This is a genomic window from Mycolicibacterium alvei, assembly GCF_010727325.1.
GTDB classification, from domain to species: domain Bacteria; phylum Actinomycetota; class Actinomycetes; order Mycobacteriales; family Mycobacteriaceae; genus Mycobacterium; species Mycobacterium alvei.
This window is the reverse complement of sequence record NZ_AP022565.1, coordinates 2,415,348-2,435,924: the sequence shown is the minus strand read 5'-3', so window position 1 is coordinate 2,435,924 and position 20,577 is coordinate 2,415,348. Positions and strand designations below refer to the sequence as shown.

Here is a 20,577-nt window from a genome sequence, read left to right as displayed (position 1 = left end):
GGCCCGGCCATGACTGAGCAGCTACCCGTCAGCCTCGTCGACTTGTCGACCTATCTGCCCGGTGACCCGATCACCGCCGACTACTACGCCGGGTTCGCCGAAACCGACGAGCTCGCCGAGAACGTGATGTTCCGGGCGCCGCGGTTCCGTCATCACGTGGCGCCCGAGGAAACCGCGATCGACATGGTCGAGCGGGCCGCCGCAGGGTTGATCGAGCGGCACGGTTGCGACGTCATCACCGGGGCCGACGTGTTGATCACCCACACTCAACTGCCGGATATGCCGTTCTACGGCGGCGGTGGCGGCATGGCCCACCGGCTGGGGATGAAACCCAACTGGGTGATCGACCTGCACAACGGCGGGTGTGCGGCATTCGTGCTCGGGCTCAAGGTGGCTCGCACTCTGTTGAGCGCGGGGGAGGGCCGGACCGCGGTGATCGCGATCGCCCAGAATGCCGCGGGTACGGTCTTCGACCAGCCGACCGTCCGGCGCAAAGCCCAGGCCGCGGTCCCCGGTGACGGTGCGGCGGTCGCGCTGGTGACGCTGTCGGACTCCTCGCCCATCCTGGACATCGAATGCCGCACCTACGGCGAGTATGCGGGTGATATGACCCTGGCAATCGACCCGCCGGCCAAATGGTGGCAGGCCCGCACAGGGGAGGCCAGCATCGGGTTCACCGAGAGCAAGATCACCAAGGTGCTGGCCCGGGGCAACCGACAGGTTCCCGAGGTGTCCTATGCGGTCTGCGACCGGATCGGTGTGCAGCCCAAGGACATCGACCTGTTCGTGACCAATCAGCCCAACCGGGTTTTCCTGCGGAACTGGCGCGAGGCCCTGGAGTTGCCTCCCGAACGTCACGTCGACACCTTTGAGGACTGTGGAAACCTGTTCGCCGCAGGTATTCCGGTCAATTTCGACCGGGCCGTCACCGACGGGCGGGTGAAGGCCGGCGATACCGTGCTGATGGCCGCCTTCGCCCACGCCGGTGATTTCGCCGGGGCCGCCGCGGTGCGGTGGGGTGGCCGCGGCGACTCGGGGAACGTGTGATGGTGGCTCCCCGAACGGCTCTGCCCGACGCCGTCGGTGCGCTTCCGCAGGCGGTCAACCCGTTGGCGTTGTCGCTCAACGAATGCCCCTTTCCGCCACTGCCCGCGGTGCGTTCGGCATTGCGGGCGTGCGATGAGGCTGCCAACCGGTACCCGGAATTCCTGCCCCAGCGGTTGCGTTCGCTGATCGCCGATCACGACGGGGTGGCCGAGGGGCAGGTGATCGTCGGTGCCGGCGCCACCGGGGTCATCATGCAGGTGCTCCATGCCGTCACCAGTCCCGGCGACACCATGGTGACGGCGGACCCCACGTTCGACGGGTATCCGATCTTCGCGCAGATGGCACGGTTGCGGACGGTCACCGTTGCGCTCGACGAACACGGCAGGCACGATCTCGACGCGATGGCCGAGGCCGCGAAGACCGCGAGGGTTGTCGCGGTCTGCCGGCCGCACAACCCGACGGGCACCATCGAACCGGCCATCGAGATCGAGCGGTTCCTGACCCGGTTACCCGAGGACACCGTCGTACTCCTCGACGAGGCGTACGTGGAGTTCCTGGCCGCCGAGCAGCGTATCGACGGGCCGCGCCTGGTGGCCCGGTTCGGCAATGTCGTGGTGGTGCGCACCTTTTCGAAGGCCTACGGCCTGGCCGGACTGCGGATCGGCTATGGGTTCTGCGCCCCAGATCTGGGCGGTCAGCTGTGGCGGATGCAGCTGCCGTTCGGAGTCGGGCTCAGTGCCCAGGTGGCCGTGGCGGCCTCCTATGATGCTGAAAGTCAACTGCGCCAACGTATTCGGATGATCGCAGCGGAGCGGCGCTACCTGCAGATGCGGTTGCGGGCGCTGGGTGTCTACAGCACGGACGGGCAGGCCAACTTCCTCTACCTTCCCGCCGGGTCCTCGCCGTGGCCGGAGGTGTTCGACGGCACCGGCCTTCAGCTCCGCTACTACGCCGACGGCGGGGTGCGGATCACCATCGGATCGCGTCAATCCACCCGGGCAGTCTTGAGTGCGGTGACGGCGGCGGGCTGAACCGCAGATTGCGCGCAGAATTCACGGGGGTGCGCGCTGATGCGGTAAGAAGAGGCGTGCCCTCGCCACCGGACAAACGTGACCCCATCGCGCAGGCCCGCGCGAACTGGGAGTCCGCCGGTTGGGGTGACGTGGCCGGCGGCATGGTCGCGGTGACGTCGGTGATGCGGGCCCACCAGATTCTGCTGGCCCGGGTGGAGTCCGCGCTGCGACCCTACGATCTGAGCTTCTCGCGGTTCGAACTGTTGCGCCTGTTGGCTTTCAGCCGGGCCGGTGCACTGCCGATCACGAAGGCCTCCGATCGCCTCCAGGTGCATGTCACCAGCGTCACGCACGCCATCCGGCGACTGGAAGCCAGTGGGCTGGTGGAGCGCATCCCCCATCCCACCGACGGGCGCACCACGCTGGTGCAGATCACGAAGCTCGGACGCTCGACGGTCGAGGACGCCACAGTGACCCTGAACGAGCAGGTGTTCGCCGACGTCGGGATGTCGGAGGAGCAGTCCCAGGCTCTGGTGGCATCGATCGAGACCCTGCGCCGACACTCCGGTGATTTCTGAGACCGGTTTCCGCGGTCAAACCCGCCTACCCTCGAACCCAGTTGAGGGGAGTGTCGATGAATGCCAAACGGGTGGGTGCGGCGCTCGGCGCCGTCGCTGTCGTGTTGACGGCGGCCTGCAGCACCACGACCACCGGGGTGGCCACCGCCCCCGATGACGTCACGCCGTTCACGACGACGTCCAAGGCGCCCAACCGGATTCCGACAAGGAGCCCCAAACCACCCGCCGGATCGCCGCGCGGTTCGGCGGGGTTGCCGCCGCAAGCGTTCGCCGAGGTCCGCGCCGCCGGCATCCAGGGCGCCGACAATGCCATCGGGGTTCAGCTGATGATGGCCTGCATCATGGCCGGCGGCAGCTTCAACAAGACCAAGCAGGATGTCGTCGACGTGCTGACCAAGATGGGCAGCAAGCTCCCACCCGACGCGCTCATGACGATCGTGAACGTGGCGTTGAAATACGAGTGCCCTGAACTTGCCGGGAAACTCGGCGGCTAATCCGCAAAACGGAGGCTGAGGAACTCGGGAGCCTTGATCACCCGGCGCAGCATGAAGCGGATGAACGCGGGCATGTCCGTGGCCTCTTCGTCGCGGTATACCTCGGGCGCGACCAGACGGTAGGTATGGCGTCGCGCTTCCAATTCGCATCCGCCGGCGGCCAGTACATTGCGCACCCAGTCGGCCTGTGGGCCGTAGGTCAACGCGATGACGTAGCCGTGCTGCCGCCGGAACGCCCACAGCGGTGTGCGGAAGGTCCGACCCGACTTGCGTCCCCGGTGGATGACAACCGCCCATCCCGGTGCCCATGGGGCGATGAAGCGGGTGAGCTTGTTCAGGCTGATCTTGTTGGCGTGTGCGACCCATCGCGGAGCGGGCATCGGATAACTCCTCGTTTGTGGAATTAATGATCTCGAGCGTAATCCCGGCCTCGGAAAGAAGTCAACGACTGTAGAATTTCGGAACTATGCCGCCACGTGGACGTCGACCGGGACAGCCCGGAACCCGCGACGAGCTGGTGGCCACCGCCAGGCGGATGTTCGCCGAGGGCGGCTACGACAAGACCTCACTGCGCGACATCGCGGCGGCGGCGCGGGTGGACCCGGCCCTGATCCGGCACTATTTCGGCAGCAAGGCCGACCTGTTTCGGACCACCGTCGGCTGGCCGTTCGATCCCGAACAGTTCAGCCGACTGCTCCTCGACGACGGCACCGCCGACCTGGCCGAACGCCTCACCGCGGCCTTCTTCGAGTTCTGGGAGCAACCCGACACCCGCTCGCCCCTGTTGGCGATCCTGCGCGGCGCGGCCACCCATGAGGAATCGGCGAGCCTGGTTCGTCAGTTCATCGAGCAACGGCTCTATCCGCAGATCGCCACGGCCTTGGGTGGTGCCGACGCCGAACTGCGGGTGGACCTGGCCATGGGGCAACTACTGGGGATCGCCTATCTACGCCACATCCTGCGAATCGAGCCGATCGCATCGCAATCGACCGAGGAGCTGATCGCCCGTGCGGTGCCCGCCGTCCGGGCGCACCTGGTGGAAAGCTGAGGACTCGATCTCCTACTCGATCACAGAAGGCAGCGGGATCGACGCGGTCACCGTGGTACCCGCACCCGGTCTCGACCGGATATGCAACCGGCCGCCGACGATCTCGGCCCGCTCGGCCATGGACAACAGCCCGTAACCGCCCATCTCGTCACCGCCCAACGGATGCTCGAAGGTATCGAATCCCTTTCCGTCATCGACGATTTCGAGCCGGGCCACTCCTTCGCCGACCGAGAAGGTGAGCCGCGCCCGGTCCGCCTCGGCGTGTTTGACCACGTTCTGCAGGCATTCCTGGGCGATGCGGTACAGCGCCAGCTCGATGTGGTCGGGCACTCGCGTCTCGGCCAGGTCGACGTCGATCGGGATCCGCGGGATCGAGCGGGCCAGGCTGGCCAGCCCGCCCGACAGGCCGAGATCGTCGAGCACCGGAGGGCGTAGCCCGCTGATCGCAGCCCTGGCCTCCTGCAGCGTCAGCGCAACCAGCTCACGTGCCGCCGCCAGCTGTTCGGCCACCGTCTCCTGATCGACCGCCCGCGCCGCGGCGTCGAGCCGGTACGACAGCGTCACCAGCCGCTGCGAGATGCCGTCGTGAATGTCGCCGGCCAGCCGACGCCGCTCGAGCTCCTGCGCCTCGATCACCTGCTCGACGAAATTCTCGTGTGCGCGCTCGCGCGCCACCAGCTGGCGGTGCAGCCGGGCCTGGTGCAACGCGCCGGCGATGAGCCGGCCGATCACCAACAGCAACTCCACGTCGCGCGGTGTGAACTCACGGCGGTCGACGGTGTGCACGTTGAGCACTCCGACCAGCCCGCCCGGCCCGGTCTCCATCGGGACCGACACCATCGAGGTGAAGTCACGTCCGCGCAGCGATTCGAAGGGCATGTAGCGGGGATCGGACTCCTTGTCGTGGCTGATCACCACGGGCTGACGATGGCTGGCCACCCAACCCGAGATGCCCTGTCCGAGTGGCAGCCGGATCTTGCCGATCTCGGCGTCGAACGGTGGCGTGGCCCCGGCCAGTGTCAGGGCCCGCTCGGAATCGTCGAGCACGTGCACGAAGCACACATCGGTGGCGGTCGACGCAGTGATCATCCGGGCCGCCGCAGCGGCCAGCGGCTCCACCCCCGGACCACTCGATGCGGCCCTGATGAGCTCGCGCAGCAGCGCCAGTTCCCCCTCGGCGGTCAGCTCGATGGGGCCCGGTTCGGAAGCCACGTCGCGTCCGGCTTTCTCTGGCTTGGCACTCACTGGTAGATCCCCTCCCGCAGTGCAGTGGCCACCGCCCCCGCCCGGTCGCTCACCCCGAGCTTGCGGTAGATGGAGCGCAGGTGGGTCTTCACGGTTTCCTCGCCGATCACCAGCTTGTTGGCGATCCCGCGGTTGGACAGGCCCGCGACCACGAAGGACAGGATTTCGCTCTCGCGCTGGGTCAGCCCCTGCCGCACCCCGGGCCAGAACTCGTCGCGTTGCAGGCGGGCGGCGGTACCCGCCGCCCGGGCCGCCATCCCCGGATCGATCGCGGTCTGTCCGCTGTGGGCGAATTCGATCTGACGGACCAGCTCGTCACTGCTGATGCTCTTGAGCAGATACCCGGACGCGCCCACTCGCAGCGCCTGGAACAGGTATTGCTCATCGTCGTAGACCGACAGCATGACCACCTTGCGGTCCGGATCGCGCTCACGCAGTACCCGGCACAGATCCAGTCCGCTGGAACCCGCCATGCGGACGTCGCACAACACGATGTCGGGGTCCAGCGTCTCGATGACGCCCAACGCCCGCTCGGCGCCGACGGCCTGCCCGACCACCTCGACCCGGTCGTTGAACGCAGCAAGCATGGCCTTGAGACCCTCGATGACCATTTCATGGTCGTCGACCAGCACAAGGCGCACTGGATTGGAGGGCGCCATGGCATCACCCTAGAGGTGGTACCGGGTGCCGAGGGTGGGAGCAGACGAACATCAACTCGCCCAATCCCCCGTACGGGGGACGCGCAACGCCTGTGACGTGGGCCACTGTCATGGGGTGTCGTCAACACAAGAGAAGTCATGGCGGGCCGGACGGTTCTGGTGGGACTGTTCGCAGCCTGAAACGAGTGCCCATCCGCTGCGTGCGGTAATCCTGGACCTCGATGCGTTGTCGGATCTGGACGTCGACGGTCATCGGGTCGTCTTCAACGCCGCCTTCGCCGCGCACGGTCTGCCCATCGAATGGGGTGTTGCGCGTTATCAGCAGCTTCTCGCGCTGCACGACGAGCACCAGCGGGTCACCGCCGAGCTGCGCAAGCGGTGTGTCGGGCCGGACTGCGATGTGCTGACCGCTGTGCTTGCCGACGAGATCTGCATGACCAAGGACCTGATGTTCGACGAGATGATCCTCGACGCCGGCCTGACGCCGCGGTCGGGTCTGGAGGATCTGATGAACGACGCATTCCTGGCCGGGCTGCCGGTCGGGGTGGTCGCGGCCGGCCGTCGGCGCTGGGCCGAACCGCTGGTGCGCCAGCTGGTCGGGGACGGTCTGGTGGAAACCGTCGTCACCACCGATGACGTGAGTGCCGCCGGTGCCGACCTGTACCGGCATGCCTTGGCCGAGCTTGGCGTGGCGGGCCACGACGCATTGGCCATGGTGGGCTCGGCCAAGGGTCTGCGCGCCGCCAACGCAGCCGGAATGGCCGGCGTGTTGATCGACCCCGACGCCGGTGCAGTGTCACCCGGTGCGGTCGCGGTACGCCCCGACTTCGCCGGTGCCGACGCGCTGCGTCTGCCGGTATGTCAGCGCCTGCACACCCAGTGGTGGATGCAGCGCAGCCCGTCGGCCGCGTAGGTCATCTGTCATGCCGCGTTCGTGACCCGGTGGCGGCGCAACTCGAATTCCGGCGCCACCGGAGTTACGAATGTGAGCCCGTCAGCTCCGGAGCGTCTCGATCACGGCGCTGAAGTCCTTGTCGGCGTTGGAGGCCGCGAACTTTGCGTAGATCTCGGCCGCGTGTGTGCCTAGCGGGGCCGACGAACCGGTGGATTCCACCGCGGCCATCGCCAGCCCGAGATCCTTGTTCATCAGCGCGGTGGCGAACCCCGGCTTGAAATCGTTGTTCGCCGGAGAGGTCGGAACCGGGCCGGGCACCGGGCAATTCGTGTGAACGGCCCAGCAGTTTCCGGTCGCGCCGGTGATCACGTCGAACAGTGCCTGCTTGTCCAGGCCGAGATGCTCGGCCAGCACGAATGCCTCACCGACGGCGATCTGCTGCACGGCCAGCACCATGTTGTTGCACACCTTGGCGGCCTGGCCCGCGCCCGCGGCACCGCAGTGAATGATCTTGCCCGCCATGGGTTCCAGCACTACGCGGGCCGCATCGACCGCATCATCGGAGCCGCCGACCATGAAGGCCAGCGTGCCGGCCACCGCGCCCTTGACCCCACCGGACACCGGGGCGTCGAGCTGGGAGAAGCCGTGCTCGAGCGCGATCTTGTGCACCTCACGCGCATCGTCGACCGAGATCGTCGAGCTGTCGATGAACAGGGCCCCGTCGGTGGCTGCGGGCAGCACCTCGGCGTAGCAGCTCTTCACCAATGCGCCGTTGGGCAGCATGGTGATCACCACGTCGGCGCCGGTGACCGCCTCGGCGCCGGTATCGAACACGTTGATGCCGTTGGTCTTTGCCGCTTCCTGCGCGGCCGGCACCGGGTCGAAACCGCGTACGGTGTGCCCGGCCTTGACCAGATTCGCGGCCATCGGCCCGCCCATGTGTCCAAGACCCAAGAACGCGATCGTGCTCACGTACATCTCCTATGCAGAGTTGCGGGCGCGTGCTGATTCGGAGCGTCCGATCACCACACGCATGATTTCGTTGGTTCCCTCAAGGATGCGGTGCACCCGCAGATCCCGGACGATTTTCTCCAGACCGTACTCGGTCAGATAGCCGTAGCCGCCGTGCAACTGCAGCGCCTGATCGGCCACCTCGAAACACGTGTCGGTGACATACCGCTTGGCCATCGCACACAGTGTCACCTTGTCGGGGTGATCCGCGTCAAGGGCGGAGGCCGCCCGCCACAACATGATTCGTGACGTCTCCAAACCGGTGGCCATATCGGCCAGGGTGAATCGGATGGTGGGCTCGTCGATCAGGGCGCCACCGAAGGCCTGACGGTCGGCCAGATAGCCCAACGTCTTGGCGTAGGCGGCCTGAGCTCCGCCCAGTGAACAGGCAGCGATATTGATGCGCCCGCCGTTGAGGCCGTTCATCGCGATCCCGAACCCGGTGCCCTCGGTGCCGCCGAGTAGGGCGTCGGCCGGGACACGCACCCCTTCGAAGATCACCTGTGCGGTGGGCTGGGCGTTCCAGCCCATCTTCTGCTCCTGTGCACCGAAACTCAGCCCGGGCGTGTCCTTCTCGACGACGAAGGCCGAGATGCCCTTCGGGCCGTCGGCGCCGGTGCGGGCCATCACGACGTACATATCCGAACTGCCCGCGCCGGAGATGAACTGCTTGACCCCGTCGAGGACGTAATGATCGCCGTCACGAACGGCCCGGGTCCGCAGTGCTGCCGCGTCCGAACCGGCGCCCGGTTCGGTCAGGCAGTAGCTGGCGATGGCCTCCATCGAGGCCAGCTTCGGCACCCAGGTCTTGCGCTGCTCCTCGGTGCCGAAGCTGTCCACCATCCACGCACACATGTTGTGGATGGACAGGAATGCCGCCAGCGTGGGGTCGGCGGCCGCGAGCTGCTCGAAGATGCGTACCGCGTCCAGTCGGCGCAGCCCGCTACCGCCGGCGTCCTCACCGCAGTAGATCGCGCCCATGCCGAGTTCGGCAGCCTCGCGCAACACATCGGTGGGGAAGTGGTGCTTCTCGTCCCACTCCAACGCGTATGGAGCGATGCGCTTTTCGGCGAACGCAGCCGCCGTGTCGGCGATCACGCGTTCGTCGTCATCCATCTCGAACATGGTGGTGAACGTCCCTACTTGAAGGTCGGGATGACGAACTCGGCGCCATCCTTGATGCCCGACGGCCAGCGCTCGGTCACGGTCTTGACCTTGGTGTAGAACTGGATCGACGCGGTCCCGTACTGGTTCAGATCGCCGAAACCGGAACGCTTCCAGCCACCGAAGCTGTGGTAGGACACCGGAACCGGGATCGGCACGTTGACGCCCACCATGCCGACCTGCACCCGCGAGACGAAGTCGCGGGCAGCGTCGCCGTCGCGGGTGAACACCGCCACGCCGTTGCCGTACTCGTGCTCCGACGGCAGCCGCAGGGCTTCCTCGTAGTCGTGCGCACGCACGATGCACAGCACCGGTCCGAAGATCTCGTCGGTGTAGATCGACATGTCGGTGGTGACGTTGTCGAACAGGGTGGGGCCGATGAAGTAGCCCTTGGACAGATCGTGATCGCCGAAGGCCAGATCGTCGCTCGCCCGCTCGCGACCGTCGACCACCAGCTCGGCGCCGGACTCGACACCCTGGCCGATGTAGTCGCGGACCCGCTCGAGGGCGGCGCCGGTGACCAGTGGGCCGTAGTCGGCCTTGGGGTCCAGGCTGTGCCCGACCCGCAGCTGGTTGATCCGCTCGACCAGCTTGTTGCGCAACCGGTTCGCTGTCTCTTCGCCCACCGGCACGGCGACACTGATCGCCATGCAGCGTTCGCCGGCACTGCCGTAGCCGGCGCCGATCAACGCGTCGACGGCCTGATCGAGATCGGCATCGGGCAGAACCACCATGTGGTTCTTGGCGCCACCGAAGCACTGGGCGCGCTTACCGTGGGCGGCCGCACCGGAATAGATGTACTGCGCGATGTCCGAGGATCCGACGAAGCCGATGGCCTTGATGTCAGGGTGCTCGATGATGGCGTCGACGGCTTCCTTGTCGCCCTGCACCACCTGCAGTACGCCCGGCGGCAGGCCGGCCTCGGTGAACAGCTCGGCCAGCCGCAGCGGAACCGAGGGATCCCGCTCGGAAGGCTTGAGGATCAGGGCGTTACCGCACGCGAGTGCCGGGCCGGCCTTCCACAGCGGGATCATCGCCGGGAAGTTGAACGGGGTGATGCCGGCGACCACACCCAGTGGCTGACGGATCGAGTAGACGTCGATGCCGGTGCCCGCGCCCTCGGTGAACTCGCCCTTCATCAGGTGCGGGATGCCGACGGCGAACTCGATGACCTCGATGCCGCGCTGGATGTCGCCGAGTGAGTCGGGGACGGTCTTGCCGTGCTCCTTGGAGAGCAACTCGGCGAGCTCATCGGCATTGGCGTTGACCAGCTCGATGAACTTCATCAGGACGCGGGAGCGGCGCTGGGGGTTCCAGGCGGCCCATTCCTTCTGGGCTTTGACGGCCGAGGCGACCGCGGCATCGACATCGGCGGCCGAGGCCAGCACTACCTGCGCCTGTACCTCACCGGTGCTGGGGTAGAGCACGTCGGCTGTGCGGGTCGATCCGGCGTTGGTGCGCCGGCCGTCGATGTAGTGCTGAATTTGTGTGGTCATGACATCCATCCAAGAGATATGCGCGTGGTGAGGACCCGGAAGCGCCCGAGATACTTGCATATCCTAGTAATTGGCCGGAGGCTTTGGCAAGGGGGTTCGGTAGTGACCTTTTTCGCGCTTGGTCTTTCTTTGCGAATCCGCCGTCTACCGGCGGGTCGGGCTGCTGCCCTGGCTCTTCTGTTGCTGCCAGCGATCCAGCAGGGTGGGGATCTCGGCCATCAGGAACGCGTAGAAGTCGCGCATCTGGGTCAGGCGGTGGTGGGCCGGGCCGTTGCCGCCGGTGTCCGCGATGCCGGTGTCGGCGGCCGCCTGCATGGCCGCGATCGTCTCGTTCTGGCTGGTGAACAGAACCGCCCAGGCGTCGTCACGTAACCGGAAGTGGTCGCGTCGGCTCGTCGGGGCGGGGACCCGCTCGGCGAGGCCGACGGACGTGAGCATCTTGAGCGAGCCCGAGATCGATCCGGCGCTGGCCTGCAGGGTCTCGGCCAGATCGGCCATCGTGACGCTGGGCTGATCGCTGAACAGCAGGGTGGCCAGCACGCGCGCGGTCATCTTCTGCATGCCGTGACTGCTGAGCACCAGGGCCAACTGCTCGGCTCCGTGTTGTAAAGCTGCGGACTTCGGCACCGCGAATCCCTCTCGCCGGGAATAACCTTCAATAATTTCTGAAAGTTTAGTATAGTCGTTGCCGGTGTTCCGGGAAGCCTGGTCGGAGAAATGATTTTCGTCTGCACGGAAGGGCACTGATGAGCACAACGGCCGATGTCATCGACGTTCGGGGTTTGACTTTCACCTACCCCAAGACGATCGAACCGGCCGTGCGTGGCATGGACTTCAGCGTCGCGCCCGGAGAGATCTTCGGTTTCCTCGGGCCCAGCGGTGCCGGGAAATCCACCACTCAGAAGCTGCTCATCGGCCTGCTGCGCGGGCACGGCGGCCAGGCCACGGTATGGGGCCGCGACCCCGTGGACTGGGGGCCGGACTACTACCAACGCGTGGGCGTGTCCTTCGAACTGCCCAACCACTATCACAAGCTCACCGGACTGGAGAACCTCCGGTTCTTCGGTTCGCTGTACGACGGCCCGACGGCCGACCCGATGGAGCTACTGGAGTCGGTCGGTCTGGCTGACGCCGCCGACACTCGAGTTGCCCAGTACTCCAAGGGAATGCAGATGCGACTGACGTTCGCGCGGTCGCTGATCAACAACCCGGAGCTGCTGTTCCTCGACGAGCCCACCTCAGGGCTCGATCCTGTCACCGCCCGCAAGGTCAAGGACATCATCCTGGACCTCAAGGCGCGGGGTCGCACGATCTTCCTCACCACACACGACATGTCCACCGCCGACGAGTTGTGCGACCGGGTGGCTTTCGTCGTCGACGGTGCCATCGTCGCGCTCGATACCCCGGCCGAACTCAAGATCGCCCGTAGTCAACGCCGTGTGCGGTTGCAGTACCGCACTCCGGGCGGGCTCGCCACCGCGGAGTACGGGATGGACGGCCTGGCCGAGGATCCGGAATTCCATGCGATTCTGCGTAATCACCACGTCGAGACGATCCACAGTCGCGAAGCCAGCCTCAATGACGTCTTCGTCGAGCTCACCGGGCGGCGGCTGTCATGACCCGGTTGCTCACCGCGATCCGGCTGGAACTGACCGTCGCGAACCGGCAGAAGTTCCTGCGCGCGGGTGTCTTCTCCGGCCTCATCTGGTTGGCGGTGCTGCTGCCGATGCCGCGCGACCTGCGCCCGGTGGCCGAACCCTACGTCCTCGTCGGTGACATCGCGATCATCGGGTTCTTCTTCATCGGCGGCTCGGTGTTCTTCGAAAAGCAGGAGCGCACGCTCAGCGCCATCATCTCCACCCCGCTGCGGTTCTGGGAATATCTGACCGCCAAACTCTCTGTGCTGCTGGCCATCTCGCTGTTCGTGGCGATCGTGATATCGACCATCGCCGATGGCCTCGGCCACCATCCGGTGCCGCTGGTTCTGGGGGTTGCGCTCGGAACGCTGCTGATGCTGTTGGTCGGGTTCATCACGTCGCTGCCGTTCGCCTCGGTCACCGACTGGTTTCTGGCCGCCACCATCCCGCTTGCGGTGATGCTGGTGCCGCCACTGATCTACTACTCGGGGCTCTGGCCGAACCCGGTGCTGTACATCGTGCCCACCCAGGGGCCGTTGTTGCTCCTTGGCGCGGCGTTCGACCAGGTGGCCTTGACGAACTGGCAGCTGCTCTATTCGGTGCTCTATCCCGTGCTGTCGCTGGTCTTCCTATGGCGGGCCGCCCGGGTGCTGTTCGGCCGACACATCGTCGAGAGGTCGGGTGTGCTGTGACGGCCGTATTGAGTTCTGCCACCGGTAGGGCCCTGGCTACCTTCGGCCGCAACGATATTCGTGGCACCTACCGAGATCCGTTGCTGGTCATGGTGGTGCTCGCACCCGTGATCTGGACTTCGCTTGTGGCGATCCTGACGCCCACGATCACCGAGATGCTGGCGCAACGTTACGAATTCGACCTCGTGCCGTACTACCCGCTGGTGCTCACCGCGTTTCTCCTGTTGACGAGCATCATCATCGCCGGGGGCCTGGGCGCGTTCCTGATGCTCGACGAGGTCGACGCCGGCACGATGACCGCACTGCGGGTGACGCCGGTCCCGATGGTGACGTTCTTCGGGTATCGCGCGGGCACGGTCATGGTGGTCACGACGATCTACGTGATCACGACGCTGTCGTTCAGCGGCATCCTGGAGCCGGGGCTGACCGGGGCGCTCATCCCGATCGGGTTGGTCTCCGGATTGTCGGCCGTGGTGACGTTGCTCCTCATTGTCACCATGGCGAGCAACAAGATTCAGGGTATTGCGATGCTGCGCGCGCTGGGCATGCTGATCGCGGGGCTGCCGTGCCTGCCCTGGTTCATCGACTCGCCGTGGAACCTGGCCTTCGGAGTGCTGCCGCCGTACTGGGCGGCCAAGGCGTTCTGGGTCGCCTGCGCGCATGGCGCCTGGTGGCCGTATCTCGTTGGCGGAGTGGCATACAACCTCGCGATTGCCTGGCCGTTGTTCCGTCGCTTCCTCGCCAGGAACAGCTGACCGGACCCGCGCAGCCGATTTCCCTGGTGCGAGCAAAACGCTCCCACTGTGCCGACCGCGGCGGATGGTCACACCGTCACCGGAAGCTGCGCCCCCGTCGCGAGTTCGGCATAGCCCCGCATCAGCCGCAGCGCGGTGGCCCGGTCGAGGTCGGGATCTCGTGCCACGATGCGGTATCCGAGATAGTCCTCCATCGCCATCAGGGTCATGGCGATATCACGTGCAGCCGATGTCAGCGTGAAAGATCCTGCGGCCGAGCCGGACTCAAGTATCTGGATGTAGAGGTCAACCTGCCGGTGGTAGATGTGCTGGACATCGGGTCGTTGATCGAGCACGAACCCGGCCGCCAGTACCGCCCGCCAGATCGCCCGCCACTCGGCGTCCTCCGGTCCGGACGGCAGTCCGGCGGCGATCATGAACGCGATCTGATCGCGCGGATCCTCGGTGCGCTGCACCACGGCGAGTCGGTCGTCGACGAACTTGCGGTCGGAGCGCTGCGCCAGCGCCGACAGCAGATGATCCATCTCCCGGAAGTAATAGCGCACCGCATTGGGGGTCAGCTTGAGCTCAGCGGCCACATCCGCGATCCGCAGGCCGGTCAGATCCCTGCGTTCGACCAGTGTGATCGCAGCGTCGAGGATCTCCTCGCGTCGCTGAGCTTGTCGATTCGGCCGTCCCACGGGTCACATCCTTACCGGTTTTCGCCGGTTCGGTTGCATCGAGCGGCGTCTGCGGTCATTATTTTCCAATCTTGAAAATAATATCGTCACCATCTTCCGGGGGATGCATGCCCGAGTGCTCCTCACGGCCCCGCGCCCGCGCCCGCGACATCGGCGTCGTCATCGGTGAACACCCGACCGGTCCGAAGAACGCCATCACCGACGTGGCCGGTGTGTCCGTCGGGCACCATACGATCCAGCGGTCCGGCCCCAACCCGGTGAACACCGGCGTCACGGTCGTGGTTCCGCACCCGGGGATCTTCAACGAGCCGGTATTCGCCGGCGCGCACCGACTCAATGGCAACAGCGAGCTCACCGGCCTGGAATGGATCCGTGAATCCGGCGAGCTCACCACTCCTATCGGGCTGACCAATACCCACAGCGTCGGTGTCGTTCGCGATGCACTGGTCAAGGCGCAGGTGCAGGCCCGCGGCGATGGGTTGTACTGGTCTCTGCCGGTGGTCGGGGAGACCTACGACGGATTGCTCAACGACAGCAACGGCTACCACGTCCAGGCCGAGCATGTGTTCGCCGCACTCGACGATGCCACGGACGGGCCGGTCAGCGAGGGCAATGTCGGTGGCGGGACCGGCATGATCTGCCACGGCTTCAAGGGCGGCATCGGCACCGCCTCGCGGGTGACCGACACCGTGGCGGGGCAGTACACCGTCGGCGTGCTGGTGCAGGCCAATCAAGGCCGGCGGGAACGTCTTCGGGTCAACGGCGTGCCCGTCGGCGAGATGGTGGGCCCCGAACTGGTGCCGACGCCTGATCTGCCGATGCTCTATCCGGCCGGAGCCGGCTCGATCATCGTCGTCGTCGCCACCGACGCGCCGCTGCTGCCGCATCAATGCACCCGGCTCGCCCAACGGTCCGCCCTGGCCGTCGGCCGGGTGGGCGGAACCGGTGAGCAGTACAGCGGCGACATGATGCTGGCCTTCTCCACCGGGAACCGGGGAATTCCGCCGTACGGACCGGATGAGAACCCCGATGCCAACCGGCCCGAGATCGGGGTGCGCATGGTGGCGCCGCAACTGATGACCCGGCTGTTCGACCTGGCGATCGAAGCCACCGAGGAGGCCATCGTCAACGCGCTGGTCGCCGCCGAGACCATGATCGGCCGGGACGGACTGACCGCCCATGCCCTCGACCACAACCTGCTGCACGCTGCGCTGCTGATGGAAGGTCACTGATCCGATCCGTCGCGCGTCAGCCCGGGTGGTCCTTCAGCCGACGACGCGGACGCGCAACTCATCCACGAAGGTGCGGGTTGCGTCCCACGTCGGCAGGAGTCCGGCGGCGCGCACCTGCTCCAGCGTCGGGGCGGCCGCGTCGCGCTCGGACAGCACCGGCTCGCTGACCGGCCAGTCGATCCCCAGCTCGGTGGCCAGGATGGTGTGCTCGCGCTCCGGGCTGTACGGCGCCGAACACAGGTACATCACCGTCGAGCCGTCGTCGATCGACAGGAAGGCGTGGCCGAGGCCCTCGGACAGGTAGATCGAACGGCGACTGTGTTCGTCGAGCAGTACCGAGTCCCACTGTCCGTAGGTCGGGGACCCCACCCGGATGTCGACCACCACGTCGAGCACGGCACCACGCACGCAGGTCACGTACTTGGCCTGGCTGGGGGGCAGCTGAGCGAAATGTACGCCGCGCAGCACGCCCGCGGCCGACACCGAGCAGTTGGCCTGCCGCAAGTCGAAGTGGTGTCCGGTCATCTCGGCGAACCCGGAGTCGGTGAACCATTCGAAGAACAGCCCGCGCGCGTCGCCGTGCAGCCTGGGGGTGATCTCCCAGGCGCCCGGAATCGCCAGCTCCCGCGCGGTCACTGGCCGCGCTCCGAGTAGCTGGTTTCCACCGTGTCTTTCAAAGGGCCCCACCATGATTCGTTCTCCCGGTACCACTCGATCGTGGCGGCGAGCCCCTCGTCGAAATCGGTGTGCTTGGGCGCCCAGCCCAGTTCGTCGTGCAGGGCCGACGGGTCGATGGCGTAGCGCAGGTCATGTCCGGCCCGGTCGGTGACATGGTCGAAGTCGTCGGAATCGCGCCCCATCAGTCGCAGCAGGGTGCGCATCACCGTGAGGTTGTCGCGCTCGCATTCGGCACCGATCAGGTACGTCCGCCCGGCGCGCCCATTGGTGAGGATCTCCCACACCGCACGGTTGTGGTCGTCGACGTGGATCCAGTCGCGGACGTTGGCGCCGGTGCCGTAGAGCTTGGGGCGCCGGCCGGTCAGCACATTGGTGATCTGGCGCGGAATGAACTTCTCCACATGTTGATACGGGCCGTAGTTGTTGGAGCAGTTCGAGATCGTCGCGCGCACACCGTAGGACCGCACCCAGGCCCGTACCAGCAGATCGGCGGCGGCCTTGGTGGACGAGTACGGGCTCGAGGGGTTGTAGGGCGTGCCCTCGGTGAACCGGACCGGGCTGTCGAGCTCGAGGTCGCCGTACACCTCGTCGGTGGAGATGTGATGCAACCGGACCCCGTGTGTGCGGACCGCTTCCAGGATCGTGAACGTACCGATGACATTGCTGTGCAGGAACGGTTGCGGATTCGCCACCGAGTTGTCGACGTGGGTCTCGGCCGCGAAGTGGACGACGGCGTCGGCCTCGCCGACAAGCTGATCCACCAGCGTGGCGTCGGCGACATCGCCCTGCACCACGCGGATCTGATCGGCTACCGGTACCAGCGATTCGCGGCTACCCGCGTAGGTCATCGCGTCGAGCACCGTCACCGAGGTGGTCAGTGCCTCGCCGACCGCGAGGCGCACGAAATTCGCCCCGATGAACCCGGCGCCGCCGGTGACCAGTAACCGCATGGCGCCAACCCTAACCGGCCGCGTCAGCCTTTCAGGCCCAGCGGCCCGGCCAATTCGGCCAGGGTCGGGATGAGCTTGTCCGGACCGCCCAGGACCTGGATCGTGACGTGGTCGGCACCGCTGGCGACGTGTTGTTGCAGACGTGCGGCGATGTTCTCGGCAGTGCCGTGCGCCACGACCGCGTCGATCAGCTTGTCGCTGCCGGGTTTGGCGATGTCGTCCTCGGTGAAGCCGAGCCGACGCCAGTTGTTGAGGTAGTTGCTCAGGTTCAGATAGAAGTTGACCGTATCGCGTCCGATCGCGCGAGCCGCCGAACCGTCGGTGGTCAAGACCACCTTGTGCTCAGGGGCCAAAAACACCGAGTCGCCCAACACATCTCGGGCATGGGCGGTGTGTTCGGGTGTGGTCAGGTACGGGTGTGCGCCGGCGCTGCGGCGGGCCGAGAGCTTCAGCACCTTGTCGCCCAGCGCGGCGATCACCAGCCGACTTGTCGGCACCTTGGCGGCATCCAGCGCATCGAGGTACTCCACCAACGCGTCATAGGGTTTGCGGTATTCCTCGGTGTGTTCGGGATGACCCACGCCGACGCCGAGCACGAACCGGCCCGGGTGGGCGGCCTCGATGCGGTGGAACGACTCGGCGACCGCGTTGGCGTCGGCCGTCCAGATGTTGACGATCCCGGTGGCCAACTGGAGAGTCTGGGTGCGTTCCAGGATCGGTTCGGCGAATGCCAGGTCGGCCGCCGGAGAACCACCCACCCACAGCGCGCCATAGCCCAGCTTCTCGATCTCGACGGCGTGCTCCGGCTGCACCGCCCCGAACGTCCACACCCCGTAGCGACCCAGATCCGGCTTCAGTGAGAGTGATTCGGTCATCTGCGAGTCCTGTCTGTGGTCCTCTAAGCCAAGCCGAGCGGCCCGGCGAGTTCGGCCAGTGCGGGTACCAGTTTGTCGGGTGAGGTCAGTACTTGTACAGGCACGTGGTCGGCGCCGGCGTCGCGATGCTGCCGCAGCCGGGCGGCCACCTCGTCGACCGTGCCATGTGCGACGACGGCGTCGATGAACCGGTCACTGCCCGGTTTGGCCAGATCCTCATCGGTGAAGCCGAGCCGCTTGAAGTTGTTGAGGTAGTTGCTCAGTCCGAGGTAGATGTCGAGTGCCTTGCGGCCGGTGGCGCGTGCCTTCTCGGTGTCGGTGGTGAGCACCGCTTTGTGCTCGGGAGCCAGAAATGCGTCAGGACCGATCAACTCACGTGCCTGCGCGGTGTGCTCCGGCGTGGTCAGGTACGGATGCGCTCCGGCCGAACGGTCCGCCGACAGTTGCAGCACCCTGGGGCCCAGCGCTGCGATGACCCGACGGTGCTGCGGTACGCCGTACTCGTCGAGCTTGTCGAGGTAATCGGTGAGCGCGTCGAGCGGCTTGCGGTACTCGCCGATCGCCTCGCGGTGCCCGACCCCGATGCCCAACAGGAACCGGCCCGGGTAGGCCGCATCGATGCGGTGGAACGACTCGGCGACCGGGCCGGCGGCCGCGCTCCAGATGTTCACGATGCCGGTGGCCAACTGCAAGGTCTCGGTGGCGGCCAGGATCGGATCGATCCACTCCAACTCGGCGGGTGGCGACCCGCCGGCCCAGATCGCGCCGTAGCCCAGCGCCTCGATGTCCCGCAGTTGCCGCGGCGACAGCTGCTGGAACTGTGCGTAGTGGCCGAACGCGCCGTACGCGCCGAGATCGGGCTTGGTGCCGGTGCTGGTCTGGGTCATGAATCTCTCAACCCGGGTGCGTCCGGCGACTATTCCTGGTGAATCACGCTGATTCTGGATCTGGCGCACTGTCCGGTGCCGGCGCCTGCAAGGGCAACAGCACGATGAAGCGAGTGTCGCCCGGCTTGGACTGCACCCGCAGATCTCCGTGGTGTTTCTCCACCACGAGGCGCCAGGCCAGGTCCAGGCCCAGGCCGGTACCCTCACCGAACGGTTTGGTGGTGAAGAACGGCGTGAAGATCCGGCTGAGGTTCTCCTCGGAGATGCCCGGCCCGTCGTCACCGATCTCGACGCGGATCATGTCGTCGTTCTCCCGGCAGGTGCGGATGGTCAGCGTGCCCCGACCGCCCATCGCCTGGATGGCGTTGTCGATGATGTTGGTCCACACCTGATTCAGATCGCCTGGGTAGCAATGTAATTCGGGCAGAGACTTGTCCATGTCCTTGACCAGGCTGACCGGCTTGTCCTTGCCGAGCTTGTCCCCGAACATCATCATGGTGCTGCGGAGCAGCTCGTGCACGTCGGCGCTCTGATAGTCGCCGCGGTCCATCTGTGAGTACAGCTTGGCACCGGCCAGCAGTGCCGAGATCCGCTTGCTCGCCTCGGCGACCTCGTTCATCCGCAGCTCGTTGTCGATGGTGTACTTCAGCCAGCCCAACGCTCCCGGCAGCGTGGCCGAGCAGTCAACGCTGTCGATCGACCCCTCGACGCGTTCCAGCCAGTCGATGTCGAGACCGGCCTCGACGAAGGTCGGGGCGTAGTCCCAGGCGGCGGCGATGCCGTGGGCTTCGAGCCAGTCGCCGATCTCGTCCTCGCGGTCAGCGGTCTCCATCGCGGTAAGCTCCAGCCCCGTGTTCTTGGCGACCTGTTCGGCGACTTCGTCCTGGATGGTTATCAGCATTTTCAGCGCCTGCGGGGTGAACTTGCCGTCCGCGAGCATGGCCAGCTTGTGGCGCATCTTGCCGACGCCTTCGCGCAAGTCGGCCACGGCGCGGGCGGTGGCCGCCGCGGGGTTGTTGAGCTGGTGGGTCAGGCCCGCGGTGATGTTGCCGAGGGCGAGCAGCTTCTCGCGCTGACCGATGAGCTGGCTCTGCCGTCGACCGCCTACCTTGTGGCCTTCGAGCAGGTGCACCGCCATCGGAAACTGGGACTGCATGAACCCCGCGAACGCATTGGCGTCCAGTACGAACACCCGCGACGGTGTGGTCAGGCGCACCGACGCCTCGTAGATGTGTTCCTCGCCGGGGATGTAGGCCGACCAGGCCCCGAAGTACACGCCGCGCATCGAGGTGCGGTTGGTCTGGATGTCGACACCTCCGGAGCGCTTCGACATCACCAGCTCACCGTCGAGCATCACGTAGAAGCACGTGGCCGGATCACCCTCGGTGACGATCGGGCCGGCCGGGAACATCTCGATGCTGCCCGCCTGACACAAGGTGTCGAGTTGCTCGTCGGACAGGTGCTCGAACAGGAACAGTGTCCGAAGTTCGTCCCGCACGCAGGTCTCGCCCATATCCGTCCTCAACTCCTCAGGCCTTACC

23 protein-coding genes are annotated in these 20,577 nt (G+C 66.3%); 10 read left to right on the top strand and 13 right to left on the bottom strand.

Features of this window, described 5'->3' with window-relative positions:
- Positions 1-9: 9 nt before the first annotated feature.
- The 4 genes from G6N44_RS11745 to G6N44_RS11730 are packed head-to-tail and all read left to right on the top strand — an operon-like array spanning position 10 to position 3,132.
- Positions 10-1,047, top strand: a complete 1,038-nt coding sequence (locus tag G6N44_RS11745; protein ID WP_163664137.1) for a 3-oxoacyl-ACP synthase III family protein — start codon at positions 10-12, stop codon at positions 1,045-1,047.
- Complete coding sequence (locus tag G6N44_RS11740; RefSeq protein ID WP_163664135.1) at positions 1,047-2,078, top strand: pyridoxal phosphate-dependent aminotransferase; 1,032 nt, start codon at positions 1,047-1,049, stop codon at positions 2,076-2,078. The genes G6N44_RS11745 and G6N44_RS11740 overlap by 1 nt, the downstream gene beginning before the upstream one ends.
- Before the next feature lie 56 nt (positions 2,079-2,134).
- A complete protein-coding gene (locus G6N44_RS11735; RefSeq protein WP_163664133.1) occupies positions 2,135-2,638 on the top strand; it encodes a MarR family winged helix-turn-helix transcriptional regulator in 504 nt (167 codons plus the stop codon).
- A gap of 56 nt (positions 2,639-2,694) precedes the next feature.
- Complete coding sequence (locus G6N44_RS11730) at positions 2,695-3,132, top strand: hypothetical protein (protein ID WP_163664131.1); 438 nt, start codon at positions 2,695-2,697, stop codon at positions 3,130-3,132.
- Here the strand turns inward: G6N44_RS11730 and G6N44_RS11725 are convergent.
- A complete protein-coding gene (locus G6N44_RS11725) occupies positions 3,129-3,512 on the bottom strand; it encodes a nitroreductase family deazaflavin-dependent oxidoreductase (protein WP_163664129.1) in 384 nt (127 codons plus the stop codon). The genes G6N44_RS11730 and G6N44_RS11725 overlap by 4 nt on opposite strands.
- 86 nt (positions 3,513-3,598) lie before the next feature.
- Between G6N44_RS11725 and G6N44_RS11720 the strand changes: the two genes are divergently transcribed.
- On the top strand, positions 3,599-4,180 hold the full coding sequence (locus G6N44_RS11720; RefSeq protein WP_163664127.1) for a TetR/AcrR family transcriptional regulator: 582 nt from the start codon (positions 3,599-3,601) through the stop codon (positions 4,178-4,180).
- Positions 4,181-4,192: 12 nt separating this feature from the next.
- On the opposite strand, the gene G6N44_RS11715 is transcribed toward G6N44_RS11720, so the two are convergent.
- Both G6N44_RS11715 and G6N44_RS11710 read right to left on the bottom strand, forming a co-directional pair.
- Positions 4,193-5,371 carry a GAF domain-containing sensor histidine kinase gene (locus G6N44_RS11715; RefSeq protein WP_163669855.1) on the bottom strand — a complete coding sequence of 393 codons (1,179 nt, stop codon included), beginning with the start codon at positions 5,369-5,371 and terminating at the stop codon, positions 4,193-4,195.
- A 50-nt stretch (positions 5,372-5,421) separates the two neighbouring features.
- The gene (locus G6N44_RS11710; RefSeq protein ID WP_163664125.1) at positions 5,422-6,084 is read right to left on the bottom strand and encodes a response regulator; all 663 of its coding nucleotides are present in this window, start codon (positions 6,082-6,084) and stop codon (positions 5,422-5,424) included.
- 115 nt (positions 6,085-6,199) lie between these two features.
- Here G6N44_RS11710 and G6N44_RS11705 point away from each other — a divergent pair, with 115 nt between their 5' ends.
- Positions 6,200-6,997: an HAD family hydrolase gene (locus G6N44_RS11705; RefSeq protein ID WP_163664123.1), complete on the top strand. Its 798-nt coding sequence runs from the start codon at positions 6,200-6,202 to the stop codon at positions 6,995-6,997.
- 81 nt (positions 6,998-7,078) lie between these two features.
- On the opposite strand, the gene mmsB is transcribed toward G6N44_RS11705, so the two are convergent.
- The 4 genes from mmsB to G6N44_RS11685 all read right to left on the bottom strand — a co-directional run bounded on the left by mmsB (position 7,079) and on the right by G6N44_RS11685 (position 11,211).
- Entirely contained in the window at positions 7,079-7,951 is an 873-nt protein-coding gene (gene mmsB / locus G6N44_RS11700) for a 3-hydroxyisobutyrate dehydrogenase (RefSeq protein ID WP_170309392.1), read from the bottom strand.
- 9 nt (positions 7,952-7,960) lie between these two features.
- Positions 7,961-9,115: an isobutyryl-CoA dehydrogenase gene (locus G6N44_RS11695; protein ID WP_163664119.1), complete on the bottom strand. Its 1,155-nt coding sequence runs from the start codon at positions 9,113-9,115 to the stop codon at positions 7,961-7,963.
- A 14-nt stretch (positions 9,116-9,129) separates the two neighbouring features.
- Complete coding sequence (locus G6N44_RS11690; RefSeq protein WP_163664117.1) at positions 9,130-10,650, bottom strand: CoA-acylating methylmalonate-semialdehyde dehydrogenase; 1,521 nt, start codon at positions 10,648-10,650, stop codon at positions 9,130-9,132.
- Between the two features lie 144 nt (positions 10,651-10,794).
- Positions 10,795-11,211: a GbsR/MarR family transcriptional regulator gene (locus G6N44_RS11685; protein WP_163669854.1), complete on the bottom strand. Its 417-nt coding sequence runs from the start codon at positions 11,209-11,211 to the stop codon at positions 10,795-10,797.
- A gap of 185 nt (positions 11,212-11,396) precedes the next feature.
- Between G6N44_RS11685 and G6N44_RS11680 the strand changes: the two genes are divergently transcribed.
- From G6N44_RS11680 to G6N44_RS11670, 3 genes are read left to right on the top strand one after another with little or no spacing between them, the layout of a single operon-like run.
- On the top strand, positions 11,397-12,269 hold the full coding sequence (locus G6N44_RS11680) for an ABC transporter ATP-binding protein (RefSeq protein WP_163664115.1): 873 nt from the start codon (positions 11,397-11,399) through the stop codon (positions 12,267-12,269).
- On the top strand, positions 12,266-12,979 hold the full coding sequence (locus G6N44_RS11675) for a fluoroquinolone export ABC transporter permease subunit (RefSeq protein WP_163664112.1): 714 nt from the start codon (positions 12,266-12,268) through the stop codon (positions 12,977-12,979). Before G6N44_RS11680 ends, G6N44_RS11675 begins: the two co-directional genes overlap by 4 nt.
- Positions 12,976-13,734: an Rv2686c family ABC transporter permease subunit gene (locus G6N44_RS11670; protein WP_163664110.1), complete on the top strand. Its 759-nt coding sequence runs from the start codon at positions 12,976-12,978 to the stop codon at positions 13,732-13,734. The genes G6N44_RS11675 and G6N44_RS11670 overlap by 4 nt, the downstream gene beginning before the upstream one ends.
- A gap of 68 nt (positions 13,735-13,802) precedes the next feature.
- On the opposite strand, the gene G6N44_RS11665 is transcribed toward G6N44_RS11670, so the two are convergent.
- Positions 13,803-14,414: a TetR/AcrR family transcriptional regulator gene (locus G6N44_RS11665; protein WP_163664108.1), complete on the bottom strand. Its 612-nt coding sequence runs from the start codon at positions 14,412-14,414 to the stop codon at positions 13,803-13,805.
- A gap of 107 nt (positions 14,415-14,521) precedes the next feature.
- On the opposite strand from G6N44_RS11665, the gene G6N44_RS11660 reads away from it, so the two are divergent.
- On the top strand, positions 14,522-15,646 hold the full coding sequence (locus G6N44_RS11660; RefSeq protein WP_163664106.1) for a DmpA family aminopeptidase: 1,125 nt from the start codon (positions 14,522-14,524) through the stop codon (positions 15,644-15,646).
- Positions 15,647-15,679: 33 nt separating this feature from the next.
- On the opposite strand, the gene G6N44_RS11655 is transcribed toward G6N44_RS11660, so the two are convergent.
- Genes G6N44_RS11655 through G6N44_RS11635 form a run of 5 tightly spaced genes read right to left on the bottom strand, consistent with a single transcriptional unit; the run spans position 15,680 to position 20,549 of the window.
- Positions 15,680-16,282 (bottom strand): dTDP-4-dehydrorhamnose 3,5-epimerase family protein, encoded by a 603-nt coding sequence (locus G6N44_RS11655; protein WP_163664104.1) that lies wholly within the window; start codon positions 16,280-16,282, stop codon positions 15,680-15,682.
- Positions 16,279-17,274: a dTDP-glucose 4,6-dehydratase gene (rfbB, locus tag G6N44_RS11650; protein WP_163664102.1), complete on the bottom strand. Its 996-nt coding sequence runs from the start codon at positions 17,272-17,274 to the stop codon at positions 16,279-16,281. The genes G6N44_RS11655 and rfbB overlap by 4 nt, the downstream gene beginning before the upstream one ends.
- A gap of 23 nt (positions 17,275-17,297) precedes the next feature.
- A complete protein-coding gene (locus tag G6N44_RS11645; protein ID WP_163664100.1) occupies positions 17,298-18,149 on the bottom strand; it encodes an LLM class F420-dependent oxidoreductase in 852 nt (283 codons plus the stop codon).
- A 23-nt stretch (positions 18,150-18,172) separates the two neighbouring features.
- A complete protein-coding gene (locus tag G6N44_RS11640; RefSeq protein ID WP_163664098.1) occupies positions 18,173-19,036 on the bottom strand; it encodes an LLM class F420-dependent oxidoreductase in 864 nt (287 codons plus the stop codon).
- A 43-nt stretch (positions 19,037-19,079) separates the two neighbouring features.
- The gene (locus tag G6N44_RS11635; protein ID WP_163664095.1) at positions 19,080-20,549 is read right to left on the bottom strand and encodes an ATP-binding protein; all 1,470 of its coding nucleotides are present in this window, start codon (positions 20,547-20,549) and stop codon (positions 19,080-19,082) included.
- Positions 20,550-20,577 lie beyond the last annotated feature (28 nt).

Bases quoted from the DNA above. Each gene is read 5' to 3' on its own strand.
- G6N44_RS11710 (WP_163664125.1), bottom strand. From the start codon at position 6,084: ATGGCGCCCTCCAATCCAGTGCGCCTTGTGCTGGTCGACGACCATGAA.
- G6N44_RS11745 (WP_163664137.1), top strand. From the start codon at position 10: ATGACTGAGCAGCTACCCGTCAGCCTCGTCGACTTGTCGACCTATCTG.
- G6N44_RS11660 (WP_163664106.1), top strand. From the start codon at position 14,522: ATGCCCGAGTGCTCCTCACGGCCCCGCGCCCGCGCCCGCGACATCGGC.
- G6N44_RS11730 (WP_163664131.1), top strand. From the start codon at position 2,695: ATGAATGCCAAACGGGTGGGTGCGGCGCTCGGCGCCGTCGCTGTCGTG.
- G6N44_RS11725 (WP_163664129.1), bottom strand. From the start codon at position 3,512: ATGCCCGCTCCGCGATGGGTCGCACACGCCAACAAGATCAGCCTGAAC.
- G6N44_RS11740 (WP_163664135.1), top strand. From the start codon at position 1,047: ATGGTGGCTCCCCGAACGGCTCTGCCCGACGCCGTCGGTGCGCTTCCG.
- G6N44_RS11690 (WP_163664117.1), bottom strand. From the start codon at position 10,650: ATGACCACACAAATTCAGCACTACATCGACGGCCGGCGCACCAACGCC.
- G6N44_RS11680 (WP_163664115.1), top strand. From the start codon at position 11,397: ATGAGCACAACGGCCGATGTCATCGACGTTCGGGGTTTGACTTTCACC.
- G6N44_RS11635 (WP_163664095.1), bottom strand. From the start codon at position 20,549: ATGGGCGAGACCTGCGTGCGGGACGAACTTCGGACACTGTTCCTGTTC.
- G6N44_RS11695 (WP_163664119.1), bottom strand. From the start codon at position 9,115: ATGTTCGAGATGGATGACGACGAACGCGTGATCGCCGACACGGCGGCT.
- G6N44_RS11685 (WP_163669854.1), bottom strand. From the start codon at position 11,211: ATGCAGAAGATGACCGCGCGCGTGCTGGCCACCCTGCTGTTCAGCGAT.
- G6N44_RS11640 (WP_163664098.1), bottom strand. From the start codon at position 19,036: ATGACCCAGACCAGCACCGGCACCAAGCCCGATCTCGGCGCGTACGGC.
- G6N44_RS11720 (WP_163664127.1), top strand. From the start codon at position 3,599: ATGCCGCCACGTGGACGTCGACCGGGACAGCCCGGAACCCGCGACGAG.
- G6N44_RS11675 (WP_163664112.1), top strand. From the start codon at position 12,266: ATGACCCGGTTGCTCACCGCGATCCGGCTGGAACTGACCGTCGCGAAC.
- G6N44_RS11645 (WP_163664100.1), bottom strand. From the start codon at position 18,149: ATGACCGAATCACTCTCACTGAAGCCGGATCTGGGTCGCTACGGGGTG.
- rfbB (WP_163664102.1), bottom strand. From the start codon at position 17,274: ATGCGGTTACTGGTCACCGGCGGCGCCGGGTTCATCGGGGCGAATTTC.